Source organism: Streptomyces sp. NPDC056161 (assembly GCF_042268025.1).
In the GTDB taxonomy this organism is placed as follows: domain Bacteria; phylum Actinomycetota; class Actinomycetes; order Streptomycetales; family Streptomycetaceae; genus Streptomyces.
The window spans coordinates 35,307-56,299 of sequence record NZ_JBHJUV010000009.1 but is presented as its reverse complement, the minus strand read 5'-3'; the positions used below and the strand labels follow the sequence as shown (position 1 = coordinate 56,299).

General features: G+C 72.0%; 16 protein-coding genes. 7 read left to right on the top strand and 9 right to left on the bottom strand.

Annotated features, from left to right (window positions below):
• Positions 1-237: a formate dehydrogenase subunit delta gene (locus ACFC09_RS10740; protein WP_376525732.1), complete on the top strand. Its 237-nt coding sequence runs from the start codon at positions 1-3 to the stop codon at positions 235-237.
• 100 nt (positions 238-337) lie between these two features.
• Here the strand turns inward: ACFC09_RS10740 and ACFC09_RS10735 are convergent, their stop codons facing one another.
• The 4 genes from ACFC09_RS10735 to ACFC09_RS10720 form a co-directional block, all read right to left on the bottom strand.
• Positions 338-961: a carbonic anhydrase gene (locus ACFC09_RS10735; protein ID WP_376525730.1), complete on the bottom strand. Its 624-nt coding sequence runs from the start codon at positions 959-961 to the stop codon at positions 338-340.
• 132 nt (positions 962-1,093) lie between these two features.
• Positions 1,094-2,350 carry a formyl-CoA transferase gene (frc, locus tag ACFC09_RS10730; protein WP_376525727.1) on the bottom strand — a complete coding sequence of 419 codons (1,257 nt, stop codon included), beginning with the start codon at positions 2,348-2,350 and terminating at the stop codon, positions 1,094-1,096.
• Between the two features lie 135 nt (positions 2,351-2,485).
• The gene (gene oxc / locus ACFC09_RS10725) at positions 2,486-4,219 is read right to left on the bottom strand and encodes an oxalyl-CoA decarboxylase (protein ID WP_376525725.1); all 1,734 of its coding nucleotides are present in this window, start codon (positions 4,217-4,219) and stop codon (positions 2,486-2,488) included.
• A 212-nt stretch (positions 4,220-4,431) separates the two neighbouring features.
• Positions 4,432-5,418 carry a LysR family transcriptional regulator gene (locus ACFC09_RS10720; protein ID WP_376525724.1) on the bottom strand — a complete coding sequence of 329 codons (987 nt, stop codon included), beginning with the start codon at positions 5,416-5,418 and terminating at the stop codon, positions 4,432-4,434.
• Between the two features lie 238 nt (positions 5,419-5,656).
• On the opposite strand from ACFC09_RS10720, the gene ACFC09_RS10715 reads away from it, so the two are divergent.
• Complete coding sequence (locus ACFC09_RS10715; RefSeq protein ID WP_376525722.1) at positions 5,657-6,184, top strand: PAS domain-containing protein; 528 nt, start codon at positions 5,657-5,659, stop codon at positions 6,182-6,184.
• 72 nt (positions 6,185-6,256) lie between these two features.
• Here the strand turns inward: ACFC09_RS10715 and ACFC09_RS10710 are convergent, their stop codons facing one another.
• Both ACFC09_RS10710 and ACFC09_RS10705 read right to left on the bottom strand, forming a co-directional pair.
• Positions 6,257-6,790 carry a WHG domain-containing protein gene (locus ACFC09_RS10710; protein ID WP_376525963.1) on the bottom strand — a complete coding sequence of 178 codons (534 nt, stop codon included), beginning with the start codon at positions 6,788-6,790 and terminating at the stop codon, positions 6,257-6,259.
• A gap of 22 nt (positions 6,791-6,812) precedes the next feature.
• The gene (locus ACFC09_RS10705) at positions 6,813-7,649 is read right to left on the bottom strand and encodes an alpha/beta fold hydrolase (protein ID WP_376525720.1); all 837 of its coding nucleotides are present in this window, start codon (positions 7,647-7,649) and stop codon (positions 6,813-6,815) included.
• 579 nt (positions 7,650-8,228) lie between these two features.
• On the opposite strand from ACFC09_RS10705, the gene ACFC09_RS10700 reads away from it, so the two are divergent.
• Both ACFC09_RS10700 and ACFC09_RS10695 read left to right on the top strand, forming a co-directional pair.
• On the top strand, positions 8,229-11,066 hold the full coding sequence (locus ACFC09_RS10700; RefSeq protein WP_376525718.1) for a carbohydrate-binding protein: 2,838 nt from the start codon (positions 8,229-8,231) through the stop codon (positions 11,064-11,066).
• A 4-nt stretch (positions 11,067-11,070) separates the two neighbouring features.
• Positions 11,071-13,233 carry a ThuA domain-containing protein gene (locus ACFC09_RS10695; RefSeq protein ID WP_376525716.1) on the top strand — a complete coding sequence of 721 codons (2,163 nt, stop codon included), beginning with the start codon at positions 11,071-11,073 and terminating at the stop codon, positions 13,231-13,233.
• 83 nt (positions 13,234-13,316) lie between these two features.
• Here ACFC09_RS10695 and ACFC09_RS10690 read toward each other — a convergent pair whose 3' ends face one another.
• Positions 13,317-14,666: an ABC transporter substrate-binding protein gene (locus ACFC09_RS10690; RefSeq protein ID WP_376525714.1), complete on the bottom strand. Its 1,350-nt coding sequence runs from the start codon at positions 14,664-14,666 to the stop codon at positions 13,317-13,319.
• 453 nt (positions 14,667-15,119) lie between these two features.
• Between ACFC09_RS10690 and ACFC09_RS10685 the strand changes: the two genes are divergently transcribed.
• The 3 genes from ACFC09_RS10685 to ACFC09_RS10675 all read left to right on the top strand — a co-directional run bounded on the left by ACFC09_RS10685 (position 15,120) and on the right by ACFC09_RS10675 (position 19,289).
• Positions 15,120-16,160, top strand: a complete 1,041-nt coding sequence (locus tag ACFC09_RS10685) for a tetratricopeptide repeat protein (RefSeq protein ID WP_376525712.1) — start codon at positions 15,120-15,122, stop codon at positions 16,158-16,160.
• A 318-nt stretch (positions 16,161-16,478) separates the two neighbouring features.
• Complete coding sequence (locus ACFC09_RS10680; protein ID WP_376525710.1) at positions 16,479-16,721, top strand: hypothetical protein; 243 nt, start codon at positions 16,479-16,481, stop codon at positions 16,719-16,721.
• A 423-nt stretch (positions 16,722-17,144) separates the two neighbouring features.
• Positions 17,145-19,289, top strand: a complete 2,145-nt coding sequence (locus tag ACFC09_RS10675) for an NB-ARC domain-containing protein (protein WP_376525708.1) — start codon at positions 17,145-17,147, stop codon at positions 19,287-19,289.
• On the opposite strand, the gene ACFC09_RS10670 is transcribed toward ACFC09_RS10675, so the two are convergent.
• The gene (locus ACFC09_RS10670) at positions 19,199-19,729 is read right to left on the bottom strand and encodes a transcriptional regulator (protein ID WP_376525706.1); all 531 of its coding nucleotides are present in this window, start codon (positions 19,727-19,729) and stop codon (positions 19,199-19,201) included. The two genes, ACFC09_RS10675 and ACFC09_RS10670, sit on opposite strands and share 91 nt — an antisense overlap.
• Positions 19,726-20,982 (bottom strand): hypothetical protein, encoded by a 1,257-nt coding sequence (locus ACFC09_RS10665; protein WP_376525704.1) that lies wholly within the window; start codon positions 20,980-20,982, stop codon positions 19,726-19,728. The genes ACFC09_RS10670 and ACFC09_RS10665 overlap by 4 nt, the downstream gene beginning before the upstream one ends.
• Between the last annotated feature and the right edge of the window lie 11 nt (positions 20,983-20,993).

Genomic DNA, 20,993 nt, shown 5'->3' with positions numbered 1-20,993 from the left:
ATGGCCGGCGCGGTGCCGCCCGAGCAGCGGATGGCCCAACAGATCGCCGCGAACTTCCGGCACGTGCCCCATGACACGGCCGCCCGCGCGGTCGCGGACCACCTCGGCCGGTTCTGGGACCCGCGGATGCGCGCCCGGTTGTTCGAGCTGGTGGACGCGGGCGCGGACGGCCTGGACCCGGTGGTGGTCGCGGCGGCGCGGTTGCTGCGGCAGCCGCAGGAGTCCCCGGCGGGCTGACCCCGCCGGCCGGCCGGGCGCACACCGGTAGGACACCGCCTCATCCCCCCTCACGCGGAGGGGAGATGAGGCGGTGGTGTGTCCGGGGGTCGGAGTGTGCTCAGGCGGCTGCCGCGCCGTCCAGGCCGCGGCTGGTGACCAGTCGTACCCGTCCGGCGGCGAGCTGGTAGGAGAGGCCGACGACCGCGGTCGGCCCGGCGGCCAGCCCGGGTGAGCGGTCGAGGAGCAGGTCCACGGTGTTGCGGATGTGCTCGTCCACGATGTCGGACTCCTCGCTCAGCCCGGCCGCGCGCGCGGCGAGCACGCTGGGCGTGACGCGCTCGACGATGTCGCGCACGTACCCGCCGGGTGCCTGGCCGTGTTCCAGGGCGGTGCGCGCGGCGCGGACCGCTCCGCACGCGTCGTGTCCGAGCACGACCACCAGCGGGCAGCCCAGTTGGCCCACGCCGTACTCGATGCTGCCGAGCACCTCGGGGCCGAGCACGTGGCCGGCGGTGCGGACCACGAAGAGGTCTCCGAGGCCGCGGTCGAAGACGATCTCGGCGGCCAGGCGTGAGTCGGAGCATCCGAACACCACGGCGAAGGGATGCTGACCGGGTGTCAGGGCGGCCCGTCGGGCGGCGTCCTGGTTCGGGTGCCTCGGGTCTCCGTCGACGAAGCGCCGGTTGCCCGTCAGGAGGGTGTCGAGGGCCTGCTCTGCGGTGGGTGTCTGGGTGTTGGCCATGCACCCAGGATGCGTAGACTCCATACAGTATGCAATACGTCGGCGGGGGGAGTCTCGTGCACGAGAGAGCCGGCCCGGACCACGTCGGTCCCGGCCGGCTCCCTCACGAGGGGTGCGCCCCCGTCAGCGGGTTCAGATGATGACCTGCTTGTCGCGCATCGCGGCGATGGCGCCCGCGTCGTAGCCCAGCTCGTGCAGGACCTCGTCGGTGTGCTCACCGAGCAGCGGGGCGCCCTGGATGTCGGGCTTGAAACGGGAGAACTTGATCGGGCTGCCGACCGTCAGGTACGTCCCGCGGCCCTTCTGCTCGACCTCGACGACCGTGCCGCTGCGGCGCAGCGCCTCGTCGTTCGCGATCTCCTTCATGCTCATCACCGGCGCGCAGGGCACCTCCCACTCGCGCAGGATGTCGACCGCCTCGTACTTCGTCTTGTCGGCCAGCCACTTCTCGATCTCCTCGAAGATCTCGAAGATGTGGTTCTGCCGGGCCTTGGCGGTGCTGTACTCGGGGTCCTCGACCCACTCGGGGCGGCCGATGGCCTCGGCCGTCCGCTTCCAGTTCTGCTCCTGGATGGTGAAGTAGATGTACGCGTTGGGGTCGGTCTCCCACCCCTTGCACTTCAGCACCCAGCCGGGCTGGCCGCCGCCGCCCGCGTTGCCGCCGCGCGGCACGGCCTCGCCGAACTCGCCGTTCGGGTACTGCGGGTACTCCTCCAGGTAGCCCACCCGGTCCAGGCGCTGCTGGTCGCGGAGCTTGACCCGGGACAGGTTGAGCACGGCGTCCTGCATGGACACCGCCACCCGCTGGCCCTTGCCGGTCCGGTCCCGGTCGATGATCGCCGTGAGCAGGCCGATGAGCAGGTGCATGCCGGTGTTGCTGTCGCCGAGCGCGGCGCCGCTGACGGTCGGCGGGCCGTCCCAGAAGCCGGTCGTCGAGGCGGCACCGCCGGCGCACTGGGCCACGTTCTCGTAGACCTTGAGGTCGTTCCACGGGGAGTCGTCGTTGAAGCCCTTGACCGAGCCGAAGATCAGCCGCGGGTTCCACTCCTGGAGCGTCTCCCAGCCCAGGCCCATGCGGTCCATGGCGCCGGGTGCGAAGTTCTCGACCAGGACGTCGGCGTCACGGATCAGCTTCTCCATGACCTCCCGGCCCTCGGCGGACTTGGTGTTGATGGCCAGCGAGCGCTTGTTGCTGTTGAGCATGGTGAAGTACAGCGCGTCGGCGTCGGGGATGTCGCGCAGCTGGTTGCGCGTCACGTCACCGCCGGTGGTGCGCTCGACCTTGAGGACGTCGGCTCCGAGCCAGGCGAGCATCTGCGTACACGCCGGACCGGCCTGTACGCCGGTGAAGTCGATGACCTTTATCCCGGAGAGGGGCAGCTCAGTCATGTTCGCTTTCTTTCTCGTGGATCGAACGTGGATCGTCTCGGTGGGGGAAGTCGGTGAGGGAAGTCGGTGAGGGAAGTCAGTGGGGGAAGTCAGTGGGGGATGTCGGTGGCGGAGGCACGGGTGCCGGGAGGGGGTTCAGCCCTTCACGCTGATGCCCTTGGGGTTGAGGTGCGCGATGTTGCCGCTCTCGGTGCCGTCCGTCGGATCGATCACGCAGTCGATGAGCGCCGGACGGCCGGCGGCCAGGGCCTCGCGCAGGGCGGTGGCGACCTCCGCGGGGGTCGTCGCCTGGTAGCCCTTGCCGCCGAACGCCTCGATCATGAGGTCGTGACGGGCCTTCAGAGCGGTCGGCGCCGGATCGTCGGTGGCGGAGGGGTCGTCGCCGCGGTAGACGCCGCTGTTGTTGAGCACGAGCGTGACGATCGGCAGGTTGTAGCGGCACACCGCCTCGATCTCCATGCCGCTGAAGCCGAACGCGCTGTCGCCCTCGATGGCGACGACGGGGTCGCCGGTCTCGACGGCGGCGGCGATGGCATAGCCCATGCCGATGCCCATGACACCCCAGGTGCCGCTGTCCAGCCGGTGCCGCGGCACCTGCATGCCGATCGTGTTGCGGGTCAGGTCCAGCGCGTTGGCGCCCTCGTTGACGACGTACGCGCGCGGGTTCTCGTGCAGCACGTCGCGGATGGCCTGCAACGCGCCCAGGAACTTCATCGGGTGCGCCGTCCCGGCACTCTTCAGGCGGCCGGCCATCTTCGTGACGTTCTGCGCCGAACGGGAGGTCAGTTCCTCGCGCCACTGCGCCGGGGCCGTGATCCGGCCCGGCTTGCCGCGCTCGATCAGCGCCTCCAGGACGGAGCGGACGTCGCCGACGAGCGGGGCCGCGATGGGCTGGTTGCTGTCCATCTCCGTGGCGGCGATGTCGACCTGGACGAACTTGGCGTCCGGGCTCCACTGGGGCGCGTCGCCGTGGCCGAGCAGCCAGTTCAGTCGGGCGCCGACCAGCACGACGACGTCGGCCCGGCGCAGCGCGAGCGAGCGGGCGGTGGCCGCCGACTGCGGGTGGTCGTCGGGCAGCAGGCCCTTCGCCATCGACATCGGGATGTAGGGGATGCCCGTCGACTCGACGAACTCCCGGACCACGTCGTCGGCCTGGGCGTACGCGGCGCCCTTGCCGAGCACGATGAGCGGCCGCTCGGCACCCGCGAGGAGGTCGATCGCCCGGTCGACGGCCTCGGGCTGCGGCAGTTGGCGCGGCGCCGGGTCTACGAGCTGCCACAGCGACGCGGCGCCCTTGTCGGCGTCGATGACCTCGCCCAGCACCGCGGCCGGGATGTCCAGGTAGACGCCGCCCGGCCGGCCGGAGATCGCGGTGCGCAGCGCGCGGGCGATGCCGCGGCCGATGTCCTCGGCCCGGTGCACCCGGTAGGCCGCCTTGACGAACGGCTTGGCCGCCGCGAGCTGGTCCATCTCCTCGTAGTCGCCCCGCTGGAGGTCGACCAGGTGGCGCTCGCTGGACCCGGAGATCTGCACCATCGGGAAACAGTTGGTGGTCGCGTTGGCGAGCGCCACGAGGCCGTTGAGGAAGCCCGGCGCGGACACCGTCAGGCAGATACCCGGCCGCTGCGTGAGGAACCCGGCCGCCGCCGCCGCGTGCCCGGCGTCGCTCTCGTGCCGGAACCCGATGTAGCGGATGCCCGACGCCTGCGCGAGACGGGCCAGGTCGGTGATCGGGATGCCGACGACCCCGTAGATGTTCTCGACGCCGTTGAGTTTGAGTGCGTCGACGACCAGATGGATCCCGTCGGTCAAGGCAGCCGGTTCGTCGGTGCCCTCCGCCCCCGTGTCCTGTGTGACCGTGTCCGTCATGGTCCGGATCCTCCCTAGAGGGTCGCCCAGTTCGTTTTCCGTGCTTCACCATCCGCGCCGTCGCGGCGACGCGTCCAAGATCTTTTGCCAACCAGCTGATTTACGGTGTTTATCGATGCGGCCGGGGTCCGGCCGGTGGTGCGGGGCGCTCGCGGGCACCCCTCGGCGGTGGTGGGTGACGGGGGCTCTGCCCGGTCCCGGCGCGGCCATCGTCAGCCCGCCCCGCGGACGCCCACGGACTGCCTGCCGTACGCCTCCTCCGGCGTGCCGGGCACGGCGGCGAGGCCGACCGCCTCCGGTACGAAGACGTCGTCCAGCGACAGCCCCGCGACCACGTTGAGGAACGCCTTGGCCGCGACCGAACCGGGGGTCGCCGCGTGGATCGCCACCGAGATCTGCGCCCTGGCGTCCGGTTCGACCAGCCGGACCGCCCTGGTGCCGCCGGCCAGCGGCATGGCGTTCAGCCAGGTGTGCGGGACGACGCTCGCCCAGGCGCCGGTGGCCACGTGGGCGCACAGGGAGGCGACGGAGTCCGTCTCGACCTGGGGGGTCGCGACCGCCCCGCAGCTCTCGAAGGCGTCGTCGATGACCTGGCGGAACCGCATGTCGGGGGTCAGCAGCGCCAGCGGGAGCTGCGCCGCCTCGGCCCAGGTGACGGTGGGGCTCGCGGGCACCAGGTGCTCACCGGAGGCCAGCAGCACGTACTGCTCCTCGTACAGCGGCAGCACCTCCAGGCCCTCCCGGTCGCCGGGCCCGAAGTGGGCGATGGCGGCGTCCAGTTCGAAGTCGCGGAGCTGGCGGACCAGTTCGGCGGAGGACAGCCGGGAGCAGACCTTCACCTTGGCCAGCGGGTGCATCGCGCAGAACGCGGCCACGGGGAGCGCGGTCGTCGTCGAGACGGTGGGTCCCGTGCCCAGTCGCAGCGCCCCGGTGATGCCCGAGCGCATGACGGCCACCTCGGACTTGAAGGCGTCGTGTTCGGCGAGGATCCGCTTGGCCCAGACGACGAGCCGCTCACCCTCCGGGGTGAGGCCCTCGAAGGTGTGCCCCCGGTTGATCAGGGTGACGTTCAGTTCCCGTTCCAGCTTGGCGATGGCAATCGACAGTGCGGGCTGGGAGACGTAGCAGGCATCCGCCGCCCGCGCGAAATGCTTCTCCCTGGCCACCGCCACGAAGTATTCGAGCTGCCGGAACAACATGGAGCGGCTCCTGTTCGTCTCATGCCGACGGTCGCCGAACTGGCTGATCGGCAGGCACCGTCGGCACCCCGCCGACATTGTATGCAGTATTCCTTATTCAAGATAGGGGCGCCATACTGTCGACAGTGCCGATCAGCGAGAGCCGACGGTGCCGGATCATCGAGAATGGGAAGGCGTGCCCCTCGTACCGCCGCGACCGCGGCCTTGCGGGCCGCGCGCCAGGAGGAGGGATGTGGCCGTGGGCGACAACAGCGACGCGGTAGCCGGGAACGAGACCTCGCCGACGCGGACGGGCCCCGGTACGGGCGGCACCGGCACGCCGGACGCCTGGCTGGCCCAGGCGATCGTGCGCGAGTCGTCCGAGGCCATCGTGGTCGCCGACCCGGAGGGCGTCATCCAGGTCTGGAACAGCGGGGCGGAGCGCATGTTCGGCCACACCGCGGCCGAGGCCGTCGGCCGGAGCCTTGAGCTGATCATCCCGGAGAAACTGCGGGAGCGGCACGACAAGGGCTACCGGAACACGATGGCCACCGGCGAGACCCGCTACGGCGACACGCTCCTCGCCGTACCGGCCACCCACCGGGACGGCCACCGGCTGTCGATCGAGTTCTCGGTGGCGCTGCTGCGCGACGCGGGCGACCGGATCGTCGGAATCTCCGCGATCATGCGCGAGGTCACAGAGCGGCGCACCACGGAGAAGGCGCTGCGCACGCGGCTGGCGGAACTGGAGCGGCTGCTGCCGCAGGCGGCGGTGTCCCAGACCTGACGGCGGGCCGGGCGCGCTCCGGGAGAGGCCGTCCCGGGCGGCCGGCGCCGCGCCTCCCACCGGACAGTGTGCTCACATGGCGCGCAGGCCCCGGTCGGCGAAGGCGATCAGCCACTCGAAGGTTTCGTCGATGTCGGCGCTCCACTGGAAGCCGCCCGCGGCCTGAAGGGTGGCGAAGCCGTGGCCGAGGCTGCGGAGCATGCGCAGGGCGTGGTCCACGTCGGGCTCCGCGATCTCGTAGCCGCGCAGGACCGCACCGAACGGGCCGAGCGAGCGCAGGCCCGCGATGGCCAGCGGGTCGTCGGGGCCGGTCGACTCCAGGCCGATCGTCGCGCCGTAGCGGCCGGGGTGCTGGAGGACGAAGGTGCGGAAGGCGCGCATCGCGGCCGCCAGGGCGTCGCGGCCGGCGTATCCCTGGACCGCGTCGCCGATGGCGTCGGCGGCCTCGTCCAGCGCCAGGACCGCGATGCGCCGGGTGAGGTCCTCCAGACCGGCCACGTGTTTGTACAGGGACGGGGTGCGTACGCCGAGCCGCTGGGCCAGCAGGCCCATCGTCAGGCCGGTGATACCGACCTCGTCGGCGAGGGCGGCGCCGGCGGCGACCACGGCCGCCCGGTCCAGGCCGGCCCTAGGCACGGGCGGCCTCGGCGCGCAGGAAGCCCAGCGTGAGGGAGACCACCTGGTCGGCGTACTGGTCGTGCGGGTAGTGCCCGGCGCCCTCGATCATCGCGAGGCGGCCGAGACCGGACGGCAGGGCCTCGACGATCGCGGTGCCCTCGGCGTGCGGGTCGGCCCAGTCGGGGTCCTGGGTGCCCATCACGACCAGGACCGGGCAGCGGACGTTGCCGAGCTGCGCGTCCGCGTCGCCCGGGGCGACCCGGCCCATGCCCTGAAACGCCTTCATCCGGCCCGGCTCGCGCAGCAGCGCCTCGACACGGCCGAGGCGTTCGGCCCAGTCGGCCGGCTTCACGCCGGGGTAGGCGACGTCGAGGTAGGAACGCCACAGCGGGACGCTGCCGAACAGGCCCGCGCCGAGCAGCCGCAGCATGCCCTGCCTGAAGCGCCTGACCCGCAGGTCACCGAGGCGGACGGACTGCTTGCGGGTGAACGGCGCCAGCTCGACGACCGCGGTGACGAGCGAGGGCTCCTGCGCCGCGGCGATGGTGGCGGCGCCGCCGGAGAACGAGTGGCCGACGAGCACCGCCGGGCCGCCCAGGTGACGGATCACGGCGAGCAGGTCACCGGCGATCGCGGTACGGCTCCAGGCCGGCCAGTCGGTGCTGGACTCGCCGCAGCCGCGCAGATCGACCGCGGCGACCCGGTAACCCGCCGCGACCAGCGGCGGTATCACGGCACGGTAGGCGGCACGGCTGTCCCCCACGCCGTGCGCCAGAACGATCAGCGGACCCGCTCCCGTCACCTCGTAAGCGATCGTGCCGCCGTCCACAGCAAGGTACTCGGTCATGACAGCCCTTCCAGTTGGCTAATCTCGTTAGCCATAAGCTAATCGCCTTAACCGAGCCTGTCAACGACGGGATGTCCGCGGACGCCGGGGCCCCGAGCGGCGGACAGGAGGCGATCGGCGGCCCGCCCGCCACCGACGGCGACGGCGATGCCGAAGCCGACGCCCGAAGCCGAAGCCGACGCCCGAAGCCGACGCCGACGCTGACGCCGACGCCGATGGCAAAGAAGCCGATGACAAAGAGGGGCGCGCCCACCTCACCCCGTACGACCGGCGGCCACGCCGCGCCGTTTCGCCCCGACGCAGGAAAACGGCTCACCGGAGGAGCCCGCACCGGGGATGCCTGCTAATTTTGACAGGGGCTTGACAAACTCGAAACCGCTACGAAATGATGCAAGCTATCTGCGAATTCTCGCAATTATCTATGCAGATCACGCAATTACTGCACAGTTGCGCAGCTACATAGCAAAGCAGCCAGTACAAGGTGCTCCATTCCGCACCCCAGAACCGCTGATGCATGCGGCAAGCGCGGCCGGCGCGCGCCTTGCCTGACAACCCCCACCGTCAGGAAGGAAACCCCCCATGTCCCAGCGCCCTCGCGCAGGGCTCAGATGGCTCACCGCCCTGGTGCTCGTGCTGGCCGGAGCCGCCGTGGCCGGGCCCTCGCCCGTGTCCGCGGCCCCCGCGGACATCCCCGCCTCCGACTACCAGCAGGTCCAACTCGCCACCGGTTCGGCCGAGTTGGGCGAACCCATGTCCCTCACCGTCCTGCCCGACCGGTCGGTCCTGCACACCGCGCGGGACGGCACGGTGCGGTACACGGACGCGGCCGGCAACACCAAGCAGGCCGCGAAACTCGACGTCTACACGCACGACGAGGAGGGCCTGCAAGGCATCGCCGCGGACCCGAACTTCACCAGCAACCGGTACGTGTACGTCTACTACTCCCCCAAGCTGAACACCCCGGCCGGCGACGCCCCGGTCACCGGGACCGCCGCCGACTTCGAGGCGTGGAAGGGCCACCTCAACCTGTCCCGGTTCACGCTGAAGTCCGACAACACCCTGGACATGGCCAGCGAGAAGGTCGTCCTCGAAGTGGGCAACGACCGTGGCCAGTGCTGCCACGTGGGCGGTGACATCGACTTCGACGCGGCCGGGAACCTCTACCTGACCACCGGCGACGACACCAACCCGTTCGACTCCGCCGGATACGCGCCGATCGACGAACGCACCGACCGCAACCCGCAGTTCGACGCCCAGCGCAGCTCGGGCAACACCAACGACCTGCGCGGCAAGCTGTTGCGGATCAAGCCCACCGCGGCCGGCGGCTACACCGTCCCGGCCGGCAACCTCTTCGCCCCGGGCACGGCGAACACCCGCCCCGAGATCTACGCCATGGGCTTCCGCAACCCGTTCCGGATGTCCGTGGACCGCGCGACCGGCGTCGTCTACGTCGGCGACTACGGTCCCGACGCGGGCGCCACCGACCCGAACCGCGGCCCCGGCGGGCAGGTCGAGTTCGACCGCGTCACCGCTCCCGGCAACTTCGGCTGGCCGTACTGCACCGGCACCAACACCACCACCGAGACCTACAACGAGTACACCTTCCCGAGCGGCCCGTCCGGCGCCAAGTACGACTGCGCGGGCGGACCGACGAACAACTCCTTCCGCAACACCGGCCAGTCGAAGCTGCCCGCGGCCAGGACGAGCTGGATCAAGTACGGCCTGGACGGCTCGCCGCCGGAGTTCGGCACCGGCTCGGAGTCCCCGATGGCCGGTGACGTCTACCACTACGACCCGAACCTGAACTCGTCCGTGAAGTTCCCGCAGTCCCTCGACGGACGCTTCTTCGCGACCGAGTACGGGCGCAAGTGGATCAAGCCGATCGAGGTCAAGAGCGACGGCTCGTACGGGACGATCGAGAGCTTCCCGTGGACCGGCACCCAGATCATCGACAGCGACTTCGGTCCCGACGGGGCGCTGTACGTCCTGGACTACGGCACCGGCAGCAACAACCAGGCGCTGTACCGCGTCGAGTACATCGCGGGCACCAACCGCAACCCGGTCGCCAAGGCCGCGGCCGACAAGACCTCCGGCGGCGTGCCGCTGACCGTGCAGTTCTCCTCGCAGGGCAGTTCCGACCCGGAGGGCAGCGCGCTCACCTACTCCTGGGACTTCGGCGACGGGTCCACGTCCACCCAGGCCAACCCCAGCCATACGTACACCGCGGCGGGCACCTACCGCCCCACGCTCACCGTGAAGGACCCCGAGGGCCTGACCGGGACCGCGAGCCTGGTGGTCACCGCCGGGAACACGGCGCCGACCGTCACCCTGCAACCGCCCGGCGACGGACAACTGTTCTCCTTCGGCGACACCGTGCCCTTCACGGTGAAGGTCACCGACCCCGAGGACGGCACCATCGACTGCTCCAAGGTCAAGGTCACCTATTCGCTGGGCCATGACAGCCACACCCACGCGATCACGTCCGCGAACGGGTGCAGCGGCTCCATCAACGTGCCCGTGGACGGCGAGCACGACAGCGCCGCCAACCTCTACGGCGTGTTCGACGCCGAGTACACCGACGCGGGCGGGCTGACCGGTCACTCCCTGCGCACCCTCCAGCCCCGCCACCGGCAGGCCGAGCACTTCAGCGCGCAGTCCGGCATCCAGGTCGCCGGGCACGGCACCGCCGAGGGCGGCAACACGGTCGGCTTCACCGACGACGGCGACTGGATCTCCTTCAAGCCGTACACCCTGGGCAACGCCACCAAGTTCACCGCCCGGGTGGCCTCCGCCGGTGCCGGCGGCAGGATCGAGATACGCGCCGGGTCCGCGACCGGGACGCTGCTCGGCACGGCCACCGTCCCGGTCACCGGCGGCTGGGAGACGTACACCGACGTCTCGGCCAACCTCAGCGGCGCGCCGTCCGGCTCCACCGAGCTGTTCCTGGTCTTCCGCGGTCCCACCGGCCAGGGCAACCTCTTCGACGTCGACGCCTTCACCTTCACCACCGCCACGCTCAACAGCACCACCACGGAGGGCGAGTCCTACACCTCGGGTTCGGGCGTCCAGGCGGCCGGACACACCGCGGCCAGCGGCGGCCAGACGCTCGGCTACATCGACAACGGCGACTGGGCCGGATACGCCTCCGTCTCCACGGCGGGCGCCTCCTCCTTCTCCGCGAAGGTGTCCTCCGCCGGTGTGGGCGGCACCATCGAGGTCCGCTCAGGCTCGGCCACCGGCACCCTGCTCGGCTCCGCGCAGGTCCCGGTCACCGGCGGCTGGGAGACGTTCGCGAGCGTCAGCACCTCGCTGACCGGCACCGGGACCGGGCCGGTCTTCCTCCGGTTCACCGGGCCCTCCGGCAACCTCTTCGACATCGACACCTTCACACTCGCCGCCACGGCGCAGAAAGGGTGAGGACATGAGAACCCTGCTCCGACGCCTGCGCCGTGCCCCGGCGGCCGTGGCCCTGGCGCTGACCTGCGCCCTGGCCGCACCGGCCGGGGCGGCCCAGGCCGCACCCGACCGGCAGGCCGCGTCCTTCGACGTCCTGGTCTTCTCCAAGACGGCGGGCTTCCGGCACGACGCCATTCCGGCGGGCATCAGCACCCTCCAGGCCCTCGGCCAGCAGAACGACTTCACCGTCACGGCCACCGAGGACGCGGGCGCCTTCACCCCGGCGAACCTGGCCGGGTACGAGGCGGTGGTGTTCCTCAGCACCACCGGCGACGTCCTGGGCGACAGCCAGCAGACCGCGCTCCAGTCCTACGTGGACGGCGGCGGCGGATTCCTCGGCGTGCACGCCGCCGCGGACACCGAGTACGACTGGCCCTACTACGGGCAGCTCGTCGGCGCCTGGTTCAAGAGCCACCCGGCGATCCAGCAGGCGGTCGTCAAGACCGAGGACCGCACCCATCCGGCGACCGCGCACCTCGGCGCCACCTGGACGCGGACCGACGAGTGGTACAACTACCGCACCAACCCGCGCGCCAACGTCCACGTGTTGCAGAGCCTGGACGAATCCACCTACACCGGTGGGGAGATGAGCGGCGACCACCCCATCACCTGGTGCCACGCCCAGGGCAGCGGGCGGTCCTTCTACACCGGGCTCGGCCACACCATCGAGTCCTACAGCGATCCCGCCTTCCGCTCCCTGCTGCTCGGCGCCGTGCGCTACACGGCCGGGCAGGTGCCCGGCAACTGCGCCGCCCCGGCGGGCACCGGCCAGGTGGAGGCGGAGTCCTACAGCTCGGGTTCGGGCGTCCAGGCGGCCGGGCACACCGCGGCCAGCGGCGGCCAGACGCTCGGCTACATCGACAACGGCGACTGGGCCGGATACGCCTCCGTCTCCACCGCCGGAGCGCGCACCTTCACCGCGAAGGTGTCCTCCGCCGGCGCGGGCGGCACCATCGAGGTCCGCTCCGGCTCGGCCACCGGCACCCTGCTCGGCTCCGTACAGGTCCCGGTCACCGGCGGCTGGGAGACGTTCACCACGGTGAGCACCACGCTGAGCGGGACCGGCACCGGACCCCTCTTCCTCCGCTTCACCGGCGGCAGCGGCTCCCTCTTCGACATCGACACCTTCACGCTCGGCACCACCCCGACCGCGGGCGCCCTGTCGCAGGACGTCCACCTCTTCTACTACCCCTGGTACGGCAGTCCCGCGGTCAACGGCAGCTGGCGCCACTGGCAGCAGGGCAACCGCACCCCGCCCGACGACATCGGCGCCAACCTCTACCCCTCGCTCGGCGCCTACGACTCCGGTGACTTCGCCGGAGCCGTGGCCCAGCACATGAAGTGGGTCAGGCAGTCCGGCGCCGGCGTGTTGGTCTACAGCTGGTGGGGACAGGGCAGTTACGAGGACAAGCTGGCCCGGGGAGTCCTGGACGCCGCGCAGAAGGAGGGCATCAAGGTCGCCTGGCACCTGGAGCCGTACTCCGGCCGCACCGGCGCCTCGACCGTCGCCGACATCCAGTACATCAACAACACCTACGGCAGCCACCCGGCGTACTACCGGTCGGCCGACCACGGCAACAAGGCGGCGTTCTACGTCTTCCAGAGCCTGAACATCACCGACTGGACGGCGCTCGACCAGGTCACGGGCAGCAACATCGTCCTCGCCCAGACCACCGACACCACCAAGATCGCGCACTTCTCCGGCATGTACACCTACGACGGCATCGCCGGTGCCACCGCCCCCGGCTGGAAGCAGGCCGGTGACTACGCCAAGGCCCACAACCTGATCTGGTCGCCGTCCGTCGCCCCCGGCTACCTCGACGACCGGGCGGTGCCGGGCAACACGACACCCACCGTGGACCGCGCGAACGGCGCGGCCTACGACAAGCAGTGGAACAACGCCCTCGATCCGGCGATCGGCGGCTCACCGACGTGGGTGTCGGTCACGTCCTTCAACGAGTGGCACGAGGGCAGTTCGATCGAACCGGCCGACGCCACCCCGCCCGCGGGTCAGGGCTACCAGACGTACGACGGCGCCTACGGTCTGACCGGCCAGGCGTCCGAGACCGCCTACCTGGACCGCACCGCGTACTGGACGGGCCGCTTCCAGCAGCTCCTCGGCGACTGAGGCCGCCGGTCCACACCCGCGCCCGACGCGCCCGCCCGGAATCCGTCCGGGCGGGCGCTGCGGCGTCAGCGGGTGCGGCCCGGCTACGGCGTCCAGGCCGCCTGCGCGTTCCGCAGGGCCGCCGCGGCGCTCTGCCTGCCCTCGATGGCGAGGGCGAGCTGGTCGACGAGCCGCTGGAGGTTGCCGGGGTCGGCGGGGCCGTGCGGCCAGACCATCGGCGTGCCCTTGAGCCCCGCCCGGATCAGGCTCGCGGCCACCGGGGTGTTCGCGGCGTAGGCGGCGGAGTCGAGCACGCTCGTGCGGTTGGGGTCGATGGCGCTGTTCTTCTGGGTGGTCTCGGCGAGCATCTCGTCGGCGCCGGTCACCCACTTGATGAACGCCAGTGCCGCGTCCCGGTTCTTGGCGGCGGCGGAGACACCGAGGCCGTAGCCGCCGTTGAGCGGGGTGCGGCGGCGGGTGGTGCGTCCGCCGAGCGGCAGCGCGGTCACCCCCCACTTGCCGACGATCTTCGACAGGGCGGGGTCGGCGGCCCGTTGCGCCACGCCCGTCCAGGTCTCCACCAGCGCGACCTGGCCCGCCATGAAGGCGTCGGTGGCGGTGCCGAGGCCGGTCTCGGTGGGCGTGGGCAGGGCGTACGGCGCGATGTCGACGAGGTGCTGGGCGGCGGCCAGCGCGGCATCGGTGGTGAGGGTCGGCCTGCCGGAGCGGTCGACCAGGTCGCCACCGTAACCGACGAGCCGGTTGACGAAGGCGGGGCCGAGCACCATGGGGTCGGGCCGGCCCGTCACCACGGCCCCGTAGTACGCGCCGCCACCGCCCTCGGTGATCGTCCTGGCGCAGGCGTCGTACTCGTCCCAGGTCCGCGGCGGTCGCAGCCCGTAGGTGCCGAAGAGTTCGGTGTTGTAGAAGATCAGGTGCTGGTCGCCGTCGTACGGCAGGCCGTAGCGCCGGCCCCGGTACACCGTGTACGGGTCGTGGACGGACTTCAGGAAGTCACCGGTGTCGAGGTCGGGCTGGGTGTCGATCCAGCGGGTCAGGTCGACCAGCGCTCCGGCGTCCGCGATCGATCCCAGCATGTAGTAGTAGTAATCGAAACAGTCGAATTCGCCGGTCCCGCTCCGCACGTCCTGGATGATCCGGTCCGCGAGCTGGGTGTAGTCCACCGCCGTCGCCGCCAGTGTCCCGCCGGTCGACTGCTGCCAGGCCGGGGCCAGGACGTTCTTGTACATGGACAGGTGGGGGGTGTTGCAGAGGACCTTGAGCGTGACCCCTTCGAGGTCGGGCGGGGGCGTGGCCCGGGTCGCGGCGGCAGCGGCGCTCGTACCGCCGAGTGCGGTCAGCGCGGGACCGGTGAGGGCCGCCGCGGCGGCGGCGCGCAGGACGCTGCGGCGCGCGGGCGCGGAAGCGGACGTGCGGGGCGTCGGAGTATCCACAAGGCTCCTTCAGCGGGGAAAGGGTGCGGAACTTCTCGGACCGGAGCCGGCGACCCGGGGACGGACGTCAGGTCTACTCGGGTGCCGCGAAAGGGGTCAAGCAAGCGGCGGGATTCTGGGGAAAGCCACAGGAAACGGCCTGTTCCGGCGCGGGTCGGGGGCGCGGAGCGGCGGTCGCGGCGACCGCGGACGTCCTCCTCGGCACCGGCGGGGCGGGGGCCGCCTCTTCCAACGCCGCGACGACGGGGCAGGCCGCCCGCTTCGTCCGCGACACCCCCGCGGCGAGCGCGGCGGCTGATGCTCCGCGGGACGTACCGCGGTACGCCGCCGGCCGCCCGCGGCACTGTCGTGGCCGGCCGCGCAGTTCCCCGCGCCTCGGGGCCTGTGGGCTCGCCGTCCCGTGGCCCCGAGGACCTCTACCGCGCCCCCCGCACCGCCACTACTGTGATCACCATGTCACCGGGGGAGATCAGCAACGCACTGGACGCCCTGCCGCCCTTGGACTCGGCCGAGCACCACGGCGCCGCCATGACCGTGTGCACCGCACTCACCGACGCCGACCTGGGCCCGCTGGAGGGGCTGATACGCGACAACGCCGATCCGTTGCGCGCCTTCAACGCCTTCTACGTCCTGCTCGCCCGCCACCGGCGGGCGCTGGACGGCACCCGGTTCCGCAGCGTCTACCTCCGCCACGCCTCGCGGTTCGCCTCCGTACCGATGCGCGCGGTGCTCGAATCGGACCTGGCGCTGCTGGACCCGATGGGCCCGAACCTGCCCGCGGCCCTGCGCCACGCGGCGTCCGCGCTGGCGGCCTACCCCGACAACCTGGCCCTCGTCGCCCACCATTCACGGGTACTCGCGGAGTACGGATGGGGTGGCGCCGAGGTGGCCGAGGAGGACCTGCGGGCCTCGCTGACCCAGATGGAGCGGGCGGTGGAGATCAGCCCGGAGGTGCCGCGGTACCGGGCGGTGCGGGCTCAACTCACGGCTCTCCTCGGTGACTTCGACACCGCGTTCGTCTCCATCCAGCGGGCCATGGACCTGGAGGACTCCGCGCGGTCCGGGTACGCCGTACGGGTCGTCGAGTACCACCGGATCCGGGCCGACATCGTGCTGCGGCGGGAGAGCCAGGCCATCCGCAGCGGACTGCGCGAGACCACCGACCGCCTGGAGGCGTCGATGAAGGCCCGGGTGGATCAGGTCGTGCAGGAGACCCGGGCGCACGAGCAGGAGGAGATCACCCGGCTGAGGTCGGAGACCATGGGCAGCCTGGGCCTGCTCGCCGCGGTCATCGCCTTCATCGTCACCAGTACCCAGATCGCCCAGGACCTGCCGCTGAAGGAGGCACTGCGGCTGCTGGCGGGACTGGCCGGGATGCTGACCCTGGTCTTCACCGCCTTCGGAGCGGTCTTCGGGATCGGCCGCACCTCGCGGCTGCTGCTGCCGGCGGTTCTCGGGGTGGCCCTGTTCGTGCTGGCCTGGATCCCTGCCTGAGGGCGGGGAACCGTCCGGAACGAAACTGTTGCCCGGTCAACCGGCATCGGTACCGGCCGTGCCGTTTCCACGGTCCTTTCCGGTGCCGTCCACGGTTCTTTCCGTGTCGGCACCGGCGCCCACGTCGTATTAAACGCGCATCGCGCGAGAACCACGGAAGAAGCCGAACCAGCGGGAATTGGCGGAATTCCCGGTGCCGTGGGGCGGAAATCCCAGGGCCGCATTCGTCAGGTCGGTGATCGAGATGCAGTCTCCAGGGAGCGGTGTCAAGAATCGATCAGTGAGGCAGTGACGCCGACAACAGAAAGGCTGCCGATCATGCGAAACAGGATCACACGTACTCTGGCCGCCAGTGTCGCCGCGGGCATGCTCGTCAGCGGCGCGGCCGTGGCCGCTACGGGTACCGCCTTCGCAGCGCCGGCGAACACCTCGAACGTCAAGGTGGCCGACGGTGACAACGCGCCCGCCCCGGAGACCACCAAGACCCCGAAGCACAAGAAGTGCAAGGCGGGATACCACTACACCAAGGTCCACGGCAAGTGGGGCTGCCACAAGAAGTAGCGTCCGGGCCGGGCGCCGGGAATGTCCGACCCGCGCTTCCGGGCCGAATCCGCGGCACGAACCGCGTGAATTCCCCGGCGCCCGCACGCCCGCAAGCCCGCCGGATCCGGCCGGCCGCCGACCGGTGTCCGAGCGTCAGCCGCCGCATATCCGACCGGCGGCCGACGCGTATCCGACCGGGTGTCCCCCCGTCCCGCCGGCCATGTCGTTCCCGCCGGCCATGTCGTTCCCGACGGCCATGTCGTTCCCGACGGCCCGGGATCTCCGCCGCGGGCCGGGCGCGGGAACCCGGCTCCGGCCGGATCCGCCGGTGCACGGCCGGCCAACACTCCGCGCTGTTGCTCCCCCCTAGGGATATCGACTACCTGTACGGAAAGGCTCCATCCGAGGAATCGGCAGCGACGCGCGGCTTAGGGGGCGGCAGTGCGGGGCCATGAGCGCACGTCACACAACGAGTTGAGCGGCACCGTGCACGGGGCCGCGGTGCAGGCGGGGACGGTGTACGGCGGTATCCACGTCGTGGCCGAAGCGGGCGGCACCGCCGGACAGACGCCCTGGCAGCTCCCGCCGTCCGTGCACATAGTGGACCGGGCCGACGAGTTGGCGGCGCTGGAGCGGCACCGGGCCCGCGCGGTGCGGGAGGAGCGGCCCGCGCTGACCGCGGTGAGCGGCCTGGGCGGGGTCGGGAAGACCGCGCTCGCGCTGAGATGGCTGCACACCCTGCGTCCGCACTGTCCGGGCGGCCAGCTCTACGCCGACCTGGGCGCCCAGTCGCCCGGCGGACCGGCGCTCCCGGAGGAGGTGCTGGGCCGCTTCCTGCGGGCCCTCGGGGTAGCGGCCCAGCAGGTTCCGGCGGCCCTCGCCGAACGGACCGCGCTGTACCGGTCGTTGACCGCCGGCCGGCGCCTCGTGGTGCTGCTCGACGACGCGGCGACCGCCGCCCAGGTGCGTCCGCTGCTGCCCGGCGGCACCAGTGTGACGGCGGTGACCAGCCGCAACCGGATGCCGGGGCTGACCGTCGACGGCTGTTTCCCCCTCCATCTGGAGTCGCTCGCCCCCGAGGCCGCGGTGGAACTGCTCGCGGACACCCTCGCCGACGGCCGGGTGGCCGAGCAGCCCGAAGCCGCCCGTACCCTGGTCGAGTTGTGCGCCGGGCTCCCGCTGGCCGTCCGGGTCGCCGGCGCCCGGCTGGCGGCGCGGCCCGAACGGCACATCACCACGATGGTCAGCGCCCTCGCCGAGGAGCGGGACCGGTTGGCGGCCCTGGCCATCGACGGCGACCACGACGTGCGGGCGGCGCTGGACCTGTCGTACCGGGCCCTGCCACCGGCGGCGGCGCGGCTGTACCGGCGGTTGGGGCTGCACCCGGCGGCGGAGTTCGGCGGCGCGGTGGCGGCGGCGGTGCTGGCCGCCGCGGCGGAGCCGGTGGACCTGCTGGAGACGCTGCATGACGCGAGCCTGCTGTTCGACGCGGGCCAGGGACGCCACCGCTTCCACGATCTGGTCCGCCTGCATGCCGCGGCGAAGGCGCGGCAGGACGAATCGTCCGAGGAGCGCGCCCAGGCCGTACGCCGTGTCGCCGACCACTATCTGGCGAGCGCGACCCGCGCCGAGGAGATCATCGATCCCGCGCACCGCACGATGGCCCGTGACTACGGGCCGGGGCCGGTGGTCACCGCGGACGTCGGCCCCGACGCCGAGACCGCCCTGGACTGGCTGGAGCGCGAGCTGCCCCGGCTGATGGCGGTGATCCGGCTGTCCCGCTCCGCGGGCTTCCCGTCCGTCGGCTGGCAACTCGCCGACGCCCTGTGGCCCCTCTTCCTGCGCCGCAAGTTCTACGACGACTGGCGGGCGGCGCACGACGAGGGACTGGCCGCGGCGGTGGAGCTGGGGGACGTCGCGGCTCAGTGCCGGATGCTCACCTCGGGTGGCGTGGGACAGCTGGGGTGCGGGAACCACGACCGCGCCCTGGCCATGTTCGAGCGCGCGGGTCAGCTTTTCCTGCGGCACGGCGACCGGCTCGGCCAGGCCCGCACCCTCAACTACCGAGGGCTCGCGCTCCAGCGGTCGGGCCGTTCCCAGGAGGCCGCCGAGCTGTTCCGGCGTGCCACCGTGGAGTTACCTGCCTGCGGGGACGAGCGGGCCGGGGCACTGGCCCGGCTGAACCTCGCCGACGTCGCCCGGACCACCGGCCGGCACGAGGAGGCGCTGCGCGAGGCCGGTGCCGCACGCACCGCGCTGCTGGCGGCGGGCGACGTCTACAACGCCGCCCGCGCGAGCATCCTCGTCGGCCACGCCCAACTCGCCGCGGACCGGCTCGACGAGGCGGACGAGTTGTTGTCCGCGGCCCTGACGACCCTGCGCGGCATGACCGCGAACTACGAGACGGCCCGCGCCCTCGCGGGCCTGGCCGAGGTCGCCGAGCGGCGCGGGGACACCCGCGCCGCCCAGGACCGTTACCACGAGGCGCTGGATCTCTACGCCTCCGTGGGCCGTTCGCGGTCCGCCGACGCGGAGTCGGCCCGGGACCGGCTGGGGCGACTCGCGGGCGACGGGACGGGGACCTGAGCGCCGAGCAGCCGCACGGGCGCCGCCGCGAACTCGGCGGCGGGCAGCCCGGCCACCAGCCAGGTATGGGCCAGCGAGGCCAGCGTCCCCCACGCCTCGTCCCGTTCGGTGGTCCCCGCGGCTTCGAGTTCGAGCACGGTGCCGTCCCGGCCGAGCCGCAACCAGCAGCGGGGCCCGTGGTGCACGGCGACCACCAGGGCGCCCGGATGCGTCGCCGCCGTCTCGGCGGCCGTCCGCGCGCCCGTGCCGTGCGCGAGCAGTACGTCGCCGAGCTGGGGCCAGCGGTGCCCCGCGGGAAGCCGGACCCGTACGTGCTCGTCCACGGTCAGCGTCCCGCGGGCCGGATGCAGCAGCAGGGTACGGACCCGGTGCACCGGACCGGGTGCCCGCGTGCCCGGCACCGCCGTCGTCCGGGCGGCCAGGGCGAGGAGCGTCCTCATGGTGCCGTCACCCGGCCCGGCTCGTCGTAGCGCACCGTCAGCGGAAGCGCCGCCGTTTCCGTGGCGGGCCGTACGGTGGGGGCCCGCAGGCGCAGCTTGCGGTAGAGCAGCGTGCGCATCCTGCGGGCGAAGCGGCCCGGCTCCGAGGAGATGCGGGCCGCGACCCGCTCGTACCGGTCCGCGCGGCCGGTCACGGAACTCCGCCTGAGCTGCGGGCGCAGCGGGCGGTCCGGGCGCAGTCGCGGCGCGAACGACATGAGTTCGGCCAGCGGCGAGCCCGGATCGACGTCGGCGTCGGGCCGTCCCGCCATGAAGACCGGGACGCCGGTCATCGCGCCGTACAGCGTCACCGAACCGTGGTCGCCCACGACGTAGTCGGCGGCGACCACCGCCCCGGTCCAGTCCCCGTGCGGGCTGACCAGCGTCAGTCCGGAGCGCGCCAGGCCGGCGAGCCAGGCCCGGACCTGCCAGTCGCCGTGTGCGTTCCACACGTGGGGGTGCAGGAGCGCGGCGATCCGGAACTCGTCCCGGGGCAGTTCGCCGACCAGCCGCTCCAGGACCTCGAAGCCCTGTCCCAGGAGTGAGTCGGGCCCCCAGGTGGAGCAGACGAGGACCAGTCGCCGGCCGGCCCCGGCGCCCAGGGCGTCCCGGTACAGGGCCCGGGAGGGCAGGCTGGCGGCTATCCGGTCGAAGCACGGGTCGCCGACCACTTCCGCCACCGGCAGGGCCTCGGGGCATTCGCGGCCGAGCCGGGTCAGCTCCTCGTGGTGGGCCAGCACGATCGCCTCGGGCACGATCGCGCCGTCCCGGACCAGCCGTTGCCTGCTGAGGCCGTACACACCGCGCTCGCCCGCCGGACGGCCGTTCCGTCCGGCGGGGGTCATCTTGTTGTGGCCGGCGCCGTGCGGAAGCACGACGACCGGCGCCTGGAGCTCGTGCAGGCTGCCGTGGCTGGCGGCCAGCGCGAGGTCGAAGGAGGTGTGCACCGCCTGGTTCCACGGCAGTACGAGACCCCCCAACCCGGCCAGGAACTCGGCCACTCCGTTGCTGAACACGTCGGGTGCCTGGGTGAAGAAGATCTGCACCCGGATGTCGCCTTCGAGTACGCGTATCGCGTCGAGCAGCCGTTGCCCCGCTATCACTGTGTGCACCACGACCAGGACGCGCCTGCGCGTCCGCCGGGTGGCCCAGCGCTCGACGTCCAGCCGTACGGGCACGTGCCGCCAGTACGGCTCGGGCACTGTCACACTCATCGTCGGTTTTC

What these genes read in the sequence shown, in the direction of transcription:
- ACFC09_RS10705 (WP_376525720.1), bottom strand. Translation starts at nt 7,649, where the DNA reads ATGACCGAGTACCTTGCTGTGGACGGCGGCACGATCGCTTACGAGGTG.
- ACFC09_RS10720 (WP_376525724.1), bottom strand. Translation starts at nt 5,418, where the DNA reads ATGTTGTTCCGGCAGCTCGAATACTTCGTGGCGGTGGCCAGGGAGAAG.
- ACFC09_RS10665 (WP_376525704.1), bottom strand. Translation starts at nt 20,982, where the DNA reads ATGAGTGTGACAGTGCCCGAGCCGTACTGGCGGCACGTGCCCGTACGG.
- ACFC09_RS10740 (WP_376525732.1), top strand. Translation starts at nt 1, where the DNA reads ATGGCCGGCGCGGTGCCGCCCGAGCAGCGGATGGCCCAACAGATCGCC.
- frc (WP_376525727.1), bottom strand. Translation starts at nt 2,350, where the DNA reads ATGACTGAGCTGCCCCTCTCCGGGATAAAGGTCATCGACTTCACCGGC.
- ACFC09_RS10670 (WP_376525706.1), bottom strand. Translation starts at nt 19,729, where the DNA reads ATGAGGACGCTCCTCGCCCTGGCCGCCCGGACGACGGCGGTGCCGGGC.
- ACFC09_RS10695 (WP_376525716.1), top strand. Translation starts at nt 11,071, where the DNA reads ATGAGAACCCTGCTCCGACGCCTGCGCCGTGCCCCGGCGGCCGTGGCC.
- ACFC09_RS10685 (WP_376525712.1), top strand. Translation starts at nt 15,120, where the DNA reads ATGTCACCGGGGGAGATCAGCAACGCACTGGACGCCCTGCCGCCCTTG.
- ACFC09_RS10680 (WP_376525710.1), top strand. Translation starts at nt 16,479, where the DNA reads ATGCGAAACAGGATCACACGTACTCTGGCCGCCAGTGTCGCCGCGGGC.
- ACFC09_RS10700 (WP_376525718.1), top strand. Translation starts at nt 8,229, where the DNA reads ATGTCCCAGCGCCCTCGCGCAGGGCTCAGATGGCTCACCGCCCTGGTG.
- ACFC09_RS10735 (WP_376525730.1), bottom strand. Translation starts at nt 961, where the DNA reads ATGGCCAACACCCAGACACCCACCGCAGAGCAGGCCCTCGACACCCTC.
- oxc (WP_376525725.1), bottom strand. Translation starts at nt 4,219, where the DNA reads ATGACGGACACGGTCACACAGGACACGGGGGCGGAGGGCACCGACGAA.